The following is a 12,758-nucleotide window of genomic DNA, read 5'->3' as shown; positions in this document are numbered from 1 at the left end:
TCGCTCAGGAGAGCAGCGGCGTCGCCGGGCCCACCGTGCTCACCGCGTCGGCCTGAGCGGTGAGCGAGGCGGCCACGGAGTGGTCGGGCTCGACCTCGGGCTCCTGGTGGGCGCGCAGCACCACCATCGACCGTGCCTCCACCGTGAACGGCGTTCCCGCCGCCGTGGGAGGCGCATCGGCGGCCTCACCGGCGGTGTCGATCACGACGTCCCACTCCTCGGAGTACTCGGCACTCGGCACGGTGAAGACCTGCGGTTCGTCGTGCGCGTTGAAATAGAGCAGGAAGTTCACGTCGGTGAGCCGCTGCCCGCGCGCGTCGCGGGCCCGGATGCCCTGGCCGTTCAAGAACACGCCGACCGAGCGGGAGAGATTCGAGTCCCAGTCTTCGGGCTGCATCTCCCGCGCATCCGACCCCAGCCAGACGATGTCGGGCAGCGGTTCGCCTTCGCCGCGCCTGACCGGCCGGCCGTCGAAGAAGCGACTGCGGCGGAAGGTGGGGTGGTCTTTGCGCAATCGGGTGACCGCGGCCGTGAACTCGATCAGCGGCAGGTCTTCGGTATCCCAGTGCACCCAGGTGAGCTCGGAGTCTTGAGCGTAGGTGTTGTTGTTGCCCTGCTGGGTGCGGCCGAGCTCGTCACCGTGCAGCAGCATCGGCACGCCCTGGCTGAGGAGGAGCGTCGCGATGAAGTTGCGTTGCTGGCGGGCGCGCAACGCGAGCACCTTCGGGTCGTCGGTGGGGCCTTCGGCGCCGCAGTTCCACGAGCGGTTGTGCGATTCGCCGTCGTTGTTGTCTTCGCCGTTGGCGTCGTTGTGCTTCTCGTTGTACGACACGAGGTCGCGCAGGGTGAAACCGTCGTGGGCGGTGACGAAGTTGATCGACGCCACCGGGCGGCGGCCGGAGTGCTCGTAGAGGTCGGCCGAGCCGGTGAAGCGGCTTGCGAACTCACCGAGGGTCGAGGGCTCGCCGCGCCAGAAGTCGCGCACCGTGTCGCGGTACTTGCCGTTCCACTCCGTCCACTGCGGCGGGAAGTTGCCCACCTGGTAGCCGCCGGGCCCGACATCCCACGGCTCGGCGATGAGCTTCACCTGCGAGACCACCGGGTCTTGCTGCACGAGCTCGAAGAAGCTCGACAGGCGGTCGACCTCGTAGAACTCGCGCGCGAGGGTGGCGGCGAGGTCGAACCGGAAGCCGTCGACGTGCATCTCGGTGACCCAGTAGCGCAGCGAGTCCATGATGAGCTGCAGCGAGTGCGGCTGCCGCACGTTCAGCGAGTTGCCGGTGCCGGTGTAGTCCATGTAGTAACGGAGATCGTCTTCCACCAGCCGGTAGTAGGCGGCGTTGTCGATGCCCCGGAAGCTGAGCGTGGGGCCGAGGTGATTGCCCTCAGCGGTGTGGTTGTACACCACGTCGAGGATGACCTCGATGCCGGCCGCGTGCAGCGACTTCACCATGCCCTTGAACTCCTGCACCTGCTGACCGAGGTCGCCGGTGGACGAGTAGGAGTTGTGCGGCGCGAAGAACCCGATGGTGTTGTAACCCCAGTAGTTGCTGAGCCCCTTGTCGAGCAGCACACTGTCGTTCACGAACTGGTGCACGGGCATCAGTTCGATCGCGGTGATGCCGAGCTTCGTGAGGTGACTGATGACGGCCGGATGCGCGACACCGGCATAGCTGCCCCTCAGCTCCTCCGGAACATCCGGATGCAGCTCGGTGAGCCCCTTCACATGGGCCTCGTAGATCACGCTCTCGTTGTACGGCACGCGCAGCTTGCGGTCACCGGACCAGTCGAAGAAGGGGTTGATGACGACGCCGTAGGTCATGTGGCCGGCCGAGTCGTCGTCGTTCCGCGAATCCGGATCGCCGAAGTTGTAGGAGAACAGCGACTGGTCCCAGTCGATCTCACCGCTCGTGGCTTTGGCGTAGGGGTCGAGCAGGAGCTTGTTGGGGTTGGCCCGGCAGCCCTTCTCGGGGTCGTATTCGCCGTGCACCCGGTAGCCGTAGCGCTGGCCCGGCTGCACCTGCGGGAGGTAGGCGTGCCAGACGTAGGCGTCGACCTCCGTCAGCTCGATGCGGGTCTCCGTGCCGTCGGGGTCGAAGAGGCAGAGCTCGACTCGCTCCGCGGCCTCACTGAAGAGGGCGAAGTTGGTGCCGCTCCCGTCGTAGGTCGCGCCGAGGGGGTAGGCCGATCCGGGCCATGATTGCATGTGATCTCCTGTCGGGTCGGAGCCCACGCTACCCGGATCCGCCGACACTTCAACGGCCACTCCGGCCCCTACCCGCCGGGGCTCGAACCGGGTAGCGTGTGAACATGCCGAATCTCGTTGAGACCCTCACCGACGCCACCCGCAGCATCGGAGTCGGAGCCGCCTACGGAAACCCGGTCGAGATCGACGGAGCCACCATCGTTCCCGTCGCGCTCGTCTGGTCGGGCTTCGGCGGCGGGAACGGAACGGCCTCCTCCCCTGGGGCCTCGGTCGCGTCCTCGGACAAGCTCGGCGCGGGCGACGCCAACGGCGAGGGCTTCGGCGGTGGCGGGGTCGCCATCCCGATCGGCGCCTACGTGACGACGGCCGGCGAGGCCAAGTTCCAGCCCAACCTCATCTCGCTCCTCGCGGTCTCCATCCCGCTCATCATCACCGCGGGCTGGTCCCTCGCCCGCGTGATCCGGGCCCTCAAGAAGTAGCCCGCGCCGCCTGCGCGGGGCGGCGTATACTCGAGGCACACGGGAGTCCGGTGAGCCGGGCTGAGAGGAAGGTTCTCAACCTTCGACCGTCGAACCTGATCTGGATCATGCCAGCGCAGGGAGGCATCTCTGGGAATGGCGTAGTGACCGTCCGCGACGCGGACAGCAGCTACGCCCCCGCCCGTGCCCCTTCCACGGAACGAAAGGGCACGAACAGTGCACACCACCACCGCAACCTCCACCGCTCCGCGTCGCGTCCTGCGCTGGCGCGTCGTCGACATCGTCGTCGCCAGTGTCATCGGCGTCGCCTCCGGACTCATCTTCTGGGTCTGGAACCTCACCTACACCCCGGTCAGTGCCCCCCTCGAAGCACTGCTCCCCGGTGCGCAGTCGCTCGTCTACGGATTCTGGCTGTTCGCCGGAGTGCTCGGTGGTCTCATCATCCGCAAGCCCGGAGCCGCCGTCTTCACCGAACTGGTCGCCGCGGTCGTCTCCGCCCTGGTGGGAACCCAGTGGGGCGTGCTCACCCTCGTCTCCGGCATCGTGCAGGGGCTCGGCGCCGAGATCGTGTTCGCCGCGTTCCTCTATGCGAACTACCGCGCCTACGTCGCGGTGCTCGCGGGGGCGGGCGCGGGCATCGCGATGGGCATCAACGACAGCATCCTCTGGTACGCCGGCAACGGCCTCGACTTCAAGACGATCTACGTCGTCTGCGGTGCCATCGGCGGCGCGGTCGTCGCGGGCCTGCTCTCCTGGCTGGTGGCGCGTGCGCTGGCGCGCACGGGAGCGCTCAACCGGTTCGCCGCCGGGCGCGAGGTCACGGCGAGGGCGTAGCGGATGCCCCACCCATCCACCCCGGCCGAGGCACCCGCCGCGCGTGCCGAGCCCGAGCCCGCCGGCCTCCGTGCCACGGGCTGGGGCTGGCGGCACGCCGGGCGCGCGGACTGGGCGGTGCGCGGACTCGACCTCGTGATCGAGCCGGGCGAGCGTGTGCTGCTGCTCGGCGCATCCGGTGCCGGCAAATCGACGCTGTTGCAGGCCTTCGCGGGTGTGCTCGGCGGCGCCGACGAGGGGGAGGAGGAGGGCGCGCTCGAGCTCGCCGGCACCGACCCGCGGCACGCGCGCGGCTCGGCCGGTCTGGTGCTGCAAGATCCGGACTCCCAGATCGTGCTCGCGCGAGTGGGCGATGACGTGGCGTTCGGCTGCGAGAACCTCGGCGTTCCGCGCCCGGAGATCTGGCCGCGTGTCGAGGCTGCGCTCGCGGCCGTCGGCCTCGACCTTCCGCTCGACCGCTCCACGGCGGAGCTGTCGGGCGGGCAGAAGCAGCGCGTGGCGCTCGCCGGTGTCGTGGCGATGCGCCCAGGGGTGCTGCTGCTCGACGAACCGACGGCCAACCTCGACCCGGTGGGGGTCGTGGAGGTGCGGGATGCGGTGGCCGAGCTGGTGCGGCGCTCCTCGGCCACCTTCATGGTGATCGAGCATCGCGTCGACATCTGGCTCGACGTCGTCGACCGGGTGGTGGTGCTCGAAGCGGGCGGTGGGGTGCTGGCCGACGGAACGCCCGCCGAGGTGCTCGGAGCCCAGGGCGAAGCGCTCGCACGCGCCGGTGTCTGGGTGCCCGGCCACGACCCGCTCGCGTCGTGGCCTGATGCCGTGCGCCCGACGGGCCGCCCCGGCGAAGCCATCACAGTGCCAGTGCCAGTGCCAGTGCCGGTGCCGGTGCCAGTGGCAGGGCCGGAGCCGGAGCCGGACGCCCGGCGCGGGGTGCTCCTGCGCGCTCGGGGGCTCGATGTCGCCCGGGTCGCGGGAGCGGTGGTCGCTCGCGGTATCGACGTCGACGTGCGCGCGGGCAGGTTCACCGCAGTGACCGGGCCCAACGGCGCGGGCAAGACCACCCTCGCCCTCACGCTCGCGGGTCTGCTCGCACCAGCGGGCGGCGTGCTCGTGGCTTCGCCCGAGCTGGCAGCCGGGACACATGCCCGCCGGGGAATTCGTCGCGGCCGGGCATCCGAGGGCCGGCCGGGTGCGTCGTCGCCATCGACCTGGCGCTCGAGCGATCTGTTGTCGCGCATCGGCACCGTCTTCCAGGACCCGGAGCACCAGTTCGTCTCCGGCACCGTTCGCGCCGAGCTCGAGGTCGGTCTGCGAGCCTTGAAGCTCGACTCCGCCGAGGTCGAGGCGCGCGTCGCCGACGTGGCGGGTCGGCTGCGGCTCACCGGGCTGCTGACCGCCAACCCGTACACCCTGTCGGGCGGCGAGAAGCGTCGCCTCTCGGTGGCGTCGGCGCTGGTGGCCCGCCCTCGGGTGCTCGTGCTCGACGAGCCCACCTTCGGCCAGGACTCCCGCACGTGGGCCGAGCTCGTGCGGCTGCTGGCCGAGCTGCTCGATCGCGGCACCGCCATCGTGGCGGTCACGCACGACCGCGCCTTCGTGGAGGCGCTCGGCGGCGACGAACTCGTCATCGGCGCGGTCGGGCGCGGGGTGCCCCGATGAGCGCCGTCGCGTCCGCCGGCAGCGGCGCGGGGGCGGCCGAGGCCACCGCTCCGACCGGCGCCCGCCGTGTCAGTGCGATCGGCACGATCAACCCCGTCGCGAAGCTCGCCGCATCGCTCGTGCTGAGCGCCATCCTCCTGGTCACGATCGACTGGGTCTCGGCGGCCGTGGCGCTCGCGCTCGAGAGCGTGCTCCTGGTGTGGGCGGGGCTCGGCCCCCGCGCGTTCTTCCGCCGCACGGCTGCGATCTGGATCGCGGCTCCGCTCGCGGGTCTGACGACCCTCCTGTACGGCGTGACGAGCGGACAGGTGTACTGGCAGTTCTGGCTGATGGAGATCAGTGACGGGTCGATCTCGCTGGCCGTCGCCACGGTGCTCCGCATCCTCGCCATCGGCCTGCCCGCGGTCGTTCTGTTCGCCACCATCGACCCCACCGATCTCGCCGACGGGCTCGCGCAGGTCTGGCACCTGCCGAGCCGCTTCGTGCTCGGCGCCCTGGCCGGGATGCGCCTGATCGGCCTCTTCCTCCAGGACTGGCGTCAGCTCGAACTCGCCCGGCGTGCTCGTGGCCTCGGCGACTCCGGCCGCATCCGGCGCTTCGCCGGCCAGGCGTTCGCCCTGCTCGTGCTCTCCATCCGCCGGGGCAGCAAGCTGGCCACGGCGATGGAGGCCCGCGGATTCGGCGGTGCCACCGTGCGAACGTGGGCGCGACCCTCGACCTTCGGCCGACGCGAGTGGCTGCTCATGCTGGCCGGTGGGGCGATCGGGACGGTGGCGCTGACGGTGTCGATCGCGACCGGTTCGTTCAACCTGATCGTGGGATGAGGGAGCGATGACGGTCATCCTCATCGACGGACCCAGTGGGTCGGGCAAGACCGCCCTCGCCCTCCGGATGCGCGACGACTGGGCGGGCGCCGACGTCCCGACCGTGGTGCACCTCGACGACGTCTACCCGGGCTGGGACGGCCTCGCGGCGGGAAGCGCGCACCTCACCCAGCACCTCCTCGAGCCGCTGCGCGCGGGTTCGCCGGCGCGCTGGCAACGCTATGACTGGGCGGCCGGTCGCTCCGCCGAGTGGCACGACGTCGATCCCGCGCGTCCGCTCATCGTGGAGGGCTGCGGCGCGCTGTCCCGGCGCAACGCCGAACTCGCCGACCTCGCCATCTGGGTCGAAACCGACGACGCCACGCGCAAGGCGCGTGCGCTGGCTCGCGACGGCGAGCTGTACCGCCGCGAGTGGGACCGCTGGGAGACGCAGTGGCAGGAGTTCGTGACGCGCGAGCAGCCGCGTGAACTCGCAACCATGGTGGTGCCCACCTGAGCCTGTCGGGTCAGCCCGTCGTGCGCGATTCGATGAACGCCGAGATGACGGGCACCGGGTTGGTCAACCGCCAGAGCGGCCCCGGGTCGCCGATGCGCCGGTCGAGCTCGAGCAGCACGGTCACGTCGCCGTCGGGTGTCGTCACCGTGACGCTGCCGACCTGCTCGCCGAGCGAGCCGGTGGCGAGGGGTTTCGCGTCGACGCGGTACTGCAGGGGCGACGCGCCCCAGAGCATCCGTGATTCCGTCGCCATCGCCACGCCCTGCGCGGTGTCGCCCCACGGCGTGGTGTAGGTCACGAACGGCTGGCCCTCGGTCACCACGGGAGTCTGCGTGATGGTTCCCGCGGCCGAGGCCGCGAGGGCTTCGAGGTCGGCGTCGAGGGTGTCCCAATCGGGCTCGCGGATGAACGCGCCGTACAACGTGGCCTCGGCGTCGGCCTGGGCGCCCGTGCCGCCGCTGCCGCCCGCGACCGGGACGGTGAGCGCGAAGAGGTAGCAGACGCCCGCCTGATCGGTGTAGCTGCGCGAGACACCGGTGTACCCGAGGTCGGCGCGGTAGGCGGCGAGGTTGTCGACCCGGCGGTTGCCGGGGAGCACGACGTCGTCGGCGTCGGACGACATGATCTCGGCGATCGACGCCTCCGAGTAGGCGAGGGCACTGATGCGGGCGAGGTCGGATGCGGTGCCCAGGTCGTTCTCGTCGAGCCCGGTGGCGTCGACCAGCGTGATGCCGGTGAGGTCGCGAGCGGCCAGCCAGGCGTCCGCCGCCTCGAGGTAGTCGTCGATCGAGCCGTAGGCCCAGCGGGCGAGGGTGTCGGCGTGGTTGTTGCTCGACCCGAGGAGCATCGCCTGCATCATCTCGCGCTGGGTCCAGTTCTCGCCCTGCGCGACCGGCACGGTGCGTGCGCTCTCGGCGACGTACTGGGTGTAGCCGTCGGCATCGGCTTTGGTGACCGCGATGGTGGGCCCCTGCGCGCCGGCGGCGAGGGGCTTGGCGTCGAGCACCACGAGCGCGGTGATGATCTTCGCGACACCGCCCATCGGCACGGCTTCGGTGAGACCGCCGGACGCGAAGACGGGCGAGGCGACGTCGGCCACGATCGCGCTGGCCCCGGTGGTGGGCATGGTCGGCGCGGTGGCGGCACCCGACTCGGCGGGGGAGTCGGCGACGGATGCGCTCGCCGGCGGCAGCGGACCGACCAGTGTCGCCGGGCCGTACAGTCCGAGCCCGAGGATGACGACGACTCCGACCACCACGACGAGTGCTCGGAGCGCCTTACGTCCCGCCGAATTCGCCATGCGTCCAGGCTACGGGGCGCACCATCGCCTCCGGGGTATCGACTCGGTTGCGGATGCCTGGGTAAATGCTGCAGACGGGCGTCTCAGGCCCAGCCGAGTTCGTGCAATTTCTCGTCGTCGATGCCGTAGTAGTGCGCGATCTCGTGAACGAGGGTGATGTGCACCTGGTCGCGTAACTCGTCGAGGTCGTCGCAGATCGCGAGCAGAGGCTCGCGGAAGACGGTGATGCGGTCGGGCATCTCGCCGAAGCCGTACTGCCCGCGCTCGGTGAGAGCGACTCCGTCGTAGAGGCCGAGGAGGTCGAGCGAGCCGTCCTCCGGGCGATCCTCGACGACGAACACCACGTTGTCGAGGCCGTCCATCATGTCGTCAGGCAACTCGTCGAGTTCGTCGGCGACCAGCTGCTCGAAGGCGTCGGCATCGAGCTCGACCATGGGCATCCTGTCGTGACGGAGAGACGACGATGGCCCGGGACGAACCCGGGCCATCGAGTTGGGGTGAATAACGGGACTCGAACCCGCGACATCCGGCACCACAAGCCAGCGCTCTACCAACTGAGCTATATCCACCATGACCGCCGTGCAATCGAGATTGCCTGGCGACGAGAAAATATTCTATTACATCCTCGCGTCGAATTCGCGCACAACGTCGGCCGAGATGGTCTTGAGGTCGGCCGAGGTGGGCCCGGGCTCGGCGATGAACACGGCTTTGCGGTAGTACTCGAGCTCGCGGATCGACTCCAGGATGTCGGCCAGCGCGCGGTGCCCGCCGGCCTTCTCGGGGGCATTGAAGTACACCCGCGGGAACCAGCGGCGGGAGAGTTCCTTGATCGACGACACGTCGATGCTGCGGTAGTGCAGATGCCCGTCGACGCGAGGCATGAACTTCGCGAGGAACGAGCGGTCGGTGCCGATCGTGTTGCCCGCGAGCGGCGCCGACTGCGGTGCGGGTGCGAAGCGCAGGATGTACTCCAGCACCTGGTACTCGGCGTCGGCGAGGCTCACACCGTTCGGGATCTCCTCGGCGAGACCGCTGGTCTCATGCATCTTCGTGACGAAGTCGCTCATGTTCGCCAGGGCGGAGTCGTCGGGTTTGATCACGATGCTGAAGCCGGGGTCGACCAGTGCGAGGTCGAAATCCGTGACGACGACCGCCACCTCGACCAGCTCGTCGACCTCGAGGTCCAGTCCTGTCATCTCGCAGTCGATCCAGACGAGACGATCCGAGGAAGCACTCATGCCCCGAGTCTAGGGCGTGCCGATGACACCGAGGGCCGCGCGGGTGCGGGATGCCGAGCTCGTAGACTTGCGGCGATGATCATCACACTCGCCGTCCTGCTCTTCGTCAACGCCGCCTGGAACGCCATCGTGTGGCCCCAGTTCTTCAAGCGGGTCAACCGCGACGAACGTTCCCGTGACGCGGCGGGTAAGCCCACGCCGTTCCTCATCGTGCACGCCGTGCTCATCGGCATCTCGCTGCTCATCGCCGTGATCTCGGCTGTGGTGGCCGTGGTGGCGCTCGTCACGATGTGACCAGTGCGAGCTGAGCGGCGCAGGCTGAACTGCGCGGCGTGAGCGGCGTGCCCCGAGTGTGCCCCTGGCTGGATTCGAACCAGCGACAAACGGATTAGAAGGCCGGTGCTCTATCCACTGAGCTACAGGGGCGACCCGAAAAGCGTACTACGCCGGGTTCAGGTGCTCTGGCGCGTCTAGTCGTTCGTGGCGCGAGGAGGGAACGCGTGCACGGGCGGCGGAACGTCGCCGGCAGCCCGAGCCTCACCCGGGTCGACCGTGTACTCGAGGTCGCCCAGCGAGGATGCCGAGCTCGACCCCTGGCCGCTCGGCGCTGGGTTGCCTGCCGTCTGATGCCCCGCCGCAACACCCCGCGTTCCCGTGCCCGACGCGACCTGCTGCACCGTGGGCCGGGGCTCGTGGGTGGGCGGCAGCGGGGCGGCCGGCGCGATGACGGCGGTGGAGACCCCTGCGCCGTAGGAGGCCGCGCCCGAGCCGTAGCCGGCGGGCTGTGCGACGGGCGACGGGGAGGCTTCGGGGCTGACGCCGGAAGCGGTGGTCGACGCCGGAGCCGCGCTCGGAGTCGGGGTTGCGGCCGCGCCGCCGAGTGCCTCGGTGCCGGCGTACTGGGCGTGGTGCTGCTGCGCCACCCAGGCGTCCTGCTGAGCCACCAATTCACGCTGCGCCGACGCGTCTTCGGCCGCCCAGCGCTCGAGGTCGCTCTGGAACACACGCTTCGCGCGACCTGGGCGCTGCTGCCATTCGATCAGCCGATCGCGGAACTCGACGACCGCGGGCTCGATCTGATAGCCGAAGGTGGCCGACTCGCGCTTCATCTCGGCCAGAGCGTGTGCGGCCCAGTTCGCCGCGACGTCCGCCCCCTTGATCGGCAGCAGACGCACCTGGATGTCGGCCTGGCCGGTGGCCCGATCGGAGAGGATCTGCTCCTGAGGGGTCAGCGAGTTCCACACCGAGGCCTGCTCGGCGGCGTCGATGAGCGACGCGATGGCTGAGATCTTGAGCTCGCGATCGTGCTTGGCGAGCAGCTGCTTGACGGCGCCGCGGGCGATCCACGCGGCCAGGAGACCGGCCACGATGATCGCGAGCGCCGGCAGGACCACGTCGGACACGACGAACCCTCCCGCGGGCGAGGTCAGCCACCGGACGAATGCATTCCACCATTCCATGTGCGGCACACTACCTCGCGCCATTCGGATGCCGGTGCCGACGAGCCGGTGTCGTGCGAACTCCCACGATCAGAGCCCCGACCGTCGGAGGACCTGACGTCAGCACCGTTCCAGTCAGCGCAGACATTCGGCAGCTTCCTCCCGACCACCGAACTCGCCGATAGGAAACAGCCGCAACGGCGGATGAAGTCGAGTCGCCCGGTAGCGCAGCCGCCCCTCGTTCTCCACCTCCTCGACGTAGCCGAGGACGATGCCGGAGGCGGCGGTCACCCGCCAGTACCCGTCGCGTACGCGACGGAGCTCCGGGCGGTTCACGAGAGGGGTCGAGGTGCTCATGCTCCGACGGTAGACCGAGCCACCGACATCGGGCCGACCGTAGAATCGGGGCATGGAAACCTTCGTTCTCGCAGGAGGCTGCTTCTGGTGCCTCGACGCCGTCTACCGCACCCTGGACGGTGTGCACGACGTCGTCTCGGGCTACACCGGCGGCAGCGTTCCGAATCCCAGCTACGAGCTGGTCTGCACCGGCACCACGGGCCACGCCGAAGCCGTCGAGGTGAGCTTCGACCCTGCGGTCATCCCGCCCGACATCATCCTGGACGTCTTCTTCACCCTGCACGACCCGCGGCAGCTCAACCGGCAGGGCAACGACGTCGGCACCCAGTACCGCTCGGCCATGTTCTACCAGGGTGAGGAGCAGAAGGCCCTGTTCGAGGCGGCGCTCGTGCGCGCCGGTGAGCTCTGGGACGGCGGGATCGTCACCACCCTCGAGCCCCTCGGCGAGTTCTACCGTGCCGAGGAGTACCACCAGGACTTCTTCGCGAAGAACCCCGGCCAGGGCTACTGCATGGCCGTCGCCGTGCCGAAGGTCACCAAGGTGCGCAAGGCCTACGCGAGCTACATCAAGGCGGCCTGACCTCTCCTCCACGGTTTCGAACGGCCGGGTACTTGTCCACAGATCGGGCGCCCGGCCGTTCTGCCGCTCGGCTCGTGCCGAGAATCGGTGAGTCAGAACGAATCCTGACCTCGATTCAACGCAAGGAGCAGAACATGCCCGACCACTTGACCCTCACCGGAGTCGTCGCCACCGAGCCGCGACACATCACCACCAACTCGGGGCTCGACATCACGAGCTTCCGTTTGGCGTCGAGCCAACGGCGCTACGACCGCCAGCAGAGCCGCTGGGTGGATGCCGACACGAACTGGTACACGGTGAGCACGTTCCGGCATCTCGCACTCAACGTCGTCGGCTCGGTGCAGCGAGGCCAGCACCTCGTCGTCACCGGGCGCGTGCGCGTGCGTGCGTGGGAGAACGGCGAGAAGTCGGGCACCACCGTCGAACTCGAGGCCGAAGCCGTCGGTCATGACCTGAGCTGGGGCACGGCCGTCTACACGAAGTCCGTGCTGGCGGGGTCCGGCGCCCCGGGAGAGTCGGCGGATGCTCCTGGCACCAGCGCGCCGTCTGCCGATCCGGGCGGGCCGACGGCGGCGTCGCAATCCGTGTGGGCCCCGCCCCTGGGCGGCGACGAGCACCCCGCAGCGGACTCCGATACCGCCGATGGTGTGCTGGTGCCTTTCTGACCGGTGGCGCATCACCCGGTGACCCACGGCACGGAGAGTGGGTGGTATCTCACAGCCGCGCAGCGCCCGGAGCGCATAAACTCGTGGACGGCCTTGGGAGGTGGACGGCCTTCGGGTCGTCGCGGGGTGCACGAACGAGTCGCAGGGCTCACGAACGAGAGGACGCCGCGAGCGATGCTGCGAGGGACGCATGGCAATCGAGGGCGCTGGGCGCTGGCAGCGGCGGGTGCGCCGCTCGTGCTGGCCGCGCTGCTGACCGGCTGCACGGCCGAGCCCGCCGACCCGGGCGTCTCGTCCGCTCCCGCCACCGCGGGTGGGGATTCCTCAGCGGCGGCGACGTCCGCACCGGTCACCGAGCAACTCGACCCCGCCGGGTCGGCCGCTGACAACAAGGCGTTCTTCGACCAGGTCAATCAGGCGCTCATCGCGGCGAACCCGGCGGCCGGAGGTCAGGACTTCACGAGCAACCTGCGCAGCAACGGCTTCGACATCGCGGCCATGCAGGTCACGCCCGACGTGACGACGGTGGGGGTGGCTGCCGACTCCATCCAGTTCTCGGTGCACTGGGGTGACGACTGCCTGATCGGGCAGTACGGGCAGGGCCAGTACGAGAGCATGGTGGCGCCCGCTCTCGGCACCGGGGCGTGCCTGGTGGGCCAGACCCGCGCCATAGACTGGTGA

The 12,758-nt window shown here is 69.6% G+C and carries 15 protein-coding genes, 2 tRNA genes and 1 riboswitch; of the genes, 9 read left to right on the top strand and 8 right to left on the bottom strand.

Annotation, left to right across the window (positions count from 1 at the left end; translation table 11 throughout):
* Positions 1–4 precede the first annotated feature (4 nt).
* Entirely contained in the window at positions 5–2,206 is a 2,202-nt protein-coding gene (gene glgX, locus AC3WLB_RS01875; RefSeq protein ID WP_492502767.1) for a glycogen debranching protein GlgX, read from the bottom strand.
* Positions 2,207–2,310: 104 nt separating this feature from the next.
* On the opposite strand from glgX, the gene AC3WLB_RS01870 reads away from it, so the two are divergent.
* From AC3WLB_RS01870 to AC3WLB_RS01850, 5 genes are all read left to right on the top strand, one after another.
* Positions 2,311–2,685, top strand: coding sequence for a hypothetical protein (locus tag AC3WLB_RS01870; protein WP_492502765.1), 375 nt, complete (start codon positions 2,311–2,313; stop codon positions 2,683–2,685).
* Positions 2,686–2,714: 29 nt separating this feature from the next.
* A riboswitch (TPP riboswitch) is annotated at positions 2,715–2,825 on the top strand.
* 76 nt (positions 2,826–2,901) lie between these two features.
* Positions 2,902–3,519 carry an ECF transporter S component gene (locus tag AC3WLB_RS01865; protein ID WP_492502763.1) on the top strand — a complete coding sequence of 206 codons (618 nt, stop codon included), beginning with the start codon at positions 2,902–2,904 and terminating at the stop codon, positions 3,517–3,519.
* 3 nt (positions 3,520–3,522) lie between these two features.
* Entirely contained in the window at positions 3,523–5,178 is a 1,656-nt protein-coding gene (locus tag AC3WLB_RS01860; RefSeq protein WP_492502761.1) for an ABC transporter ATP-binding protein, read from the top strand.
* On the top strand, positions 5,175–6,002 hold the full coding sequence (locus AC3WLB_RS01855; RefSeq protein ID WP_492502759.1) for an energy-coupling factor transporter transmembrane component T family protein: 828 nt from the start codon (positions 5,175–5,177) through the stop codon (positions 6,000–6,002). The genes AC3WLB_RS01860 and AC3WLB_RS01855 overlap by 4 nt, the downstream gene beginning before the upstream one ends.
* Before the next feature lie 7 nt (positions 6,003–6,009).
* Positions 6,010–6,498, top strand: a complete 489-nt coding sequence (locus AC3WLB_RS01850) for a nucleoside/nucleotide kinase family protein (RefSeq protein ID WP_492502757.1) — start codon at positions 6,010–6,012, stop codon at positions 6,496–6,498.
* Between the two features lie 10 nt (positions 6,499–6,508).
* Here AC3WLB_RS01850 and AC3WLB_RS01845 read toward each other — a convergent pair whose 3' ends face one another.
* From AC3WLB_RS01845 to orn, 4 genes are all read right to left on the bottom strand, one after another.
* The gene (locus tag AC3WLB_RS01845) at positions 6,509–7,798 is read right to left on the bottom strand and encodes a D-alanyl-D-alanine carboxypeptidase family protein (RefSeq protein ID WP_492502755.1); all 1,290 of its coding nucleotides are present in this window, start codon (positions 7,796–7,798) and stop codon (positions 6,509–6,511) included.
* Between the two features lie 83 nt (positions 7,799–7,881).
* Positions 7,882–8,232 carry a metallopeptidase family protein gene (locus AC3WLB_RS01840; RefSeq protein WP_022896289.1) on the bottom strand — a complete coding sequence of 117 codons (351 nt, stop codon included), beginning with the start codon at positions 8,230–8,232 and terminating at the stop codon, positions 7,882–7,884.
* 59 nt (positions 8,233–8,291) lie between these two features.
* Positions 8,292–8,367: transfer RNA gene (locus AC3WLB_RS01835), tRNA-His, on the bottom strand.
* Positions 8,368–8,415: 48 nt separating this feature from the next.
* Entirely contained in the window at positions 8,416–9,036 is a 621-nt protein-coding gene (gene orn / locus AC3WLB_RS01830) for an oligoribonuclease (RefSeq protein ID WP_022896290.1), read from the bottom strand.
* A gap of 75 nt (positions 9,037–9,111) precedes the next feature.
* Between orn and AC3WLB_RS01825 the strand changes: the two genes are divergently transcribed.
* Positions 9,112–9,330, top strand: a complete 219-nt coding sequence (locus tag AC3WLB_RS01825; protein WP_022896291.1) for an SCO4848 family membrane protein — start codon at positions 9,112–9,114, stop codon at positions 9,328–9,330.
* Positions 9,331–9,389: 59 nt separating this feature from the next.
* Here AC3WLB_RS01825 and AC3WLB_RS01820 read toward each other — a convergent pair.
* From AC3WLB_RS01820 to AC3WLB_RS01810, 3 genes are all read right to left on the bottom strand, one after another.
* Positions 9,390–9,462: transfer RNA gene (locus AC3WLB_RS01820), tRNA-Arg, on the bottom strand.
* Positions 9,463–9,506: 44 nt separating this feature from the next.
* Positions 9,507–10,439, bottom strand: a complete 933-nt coding sequence (locus tag AC3WLB_RS01815; protein ID WP_492502751.1) for a hypothetical protein — start codon at positions 10,437–10,439, stop codon at positions 9,507–9,509.
* Between the two features lie 171 nt (positions 10,440–10,610).
* On the bottom strand, positions 10,611–10,832 hold the full coding sequence (locus tag AC3WLB_RS01810; protein ID WP_492502749.1) for a hypothetical protein: 222 nt from the start codon (positions 10,830–10,832) through the stop codon (positions 10,611–10,613).
* Between the two features lie 52 nt (positions 10,833–10,884).
* On the opposite strand from AC3WLB_RS01810, the gene msrA reads away from it, so the two are divergent.
* From msrA to AC3WLB_RS01795, 3 genes are all read left to right on the top strand, one after another.
* On the top strand, positions 10,885–11,412 hold the full coding sequence (msrA, locus tag AC3WLB_RS01805; RefSeq protein WP_492502747.1) for a peptide-methionine (S)-S-oxide reductase MsrA: 528 nt from the start codon (positions 10,885–10,887) through the stop codon (positions 11,410–11,412).
* A 134-nt stretch (positions 11,413–11,546) separates the two neighbouring features.
* Complete coding sequence (locus AC3WLB_RS01800) at positions 11,547–12,077, top strand: single-stranded DNA-binding protein (RefSeq protein ID WP_492502745.1); 531 nt, start codon at positions 11,547–11,549, stop codon at positions 12,075–12,077.
* A gap of 174 nt (positions 12,078–12,251) precedes the next feature.
* Entirely contained in the window at positions 12,252–12,758 is a 507-nt protein-coding gene (locus AC3WLB_RS01795) for a DUF6993 domain-containing protein (RefSeq protein WP_492502743.1), read from the top strand.

This window comes from Herbiconiux sp. FW305-C-125, from assembly GCF_058783455.1.
This window is presented reverse-complemented; position numbering and strand designations above follow the sequence as displayed.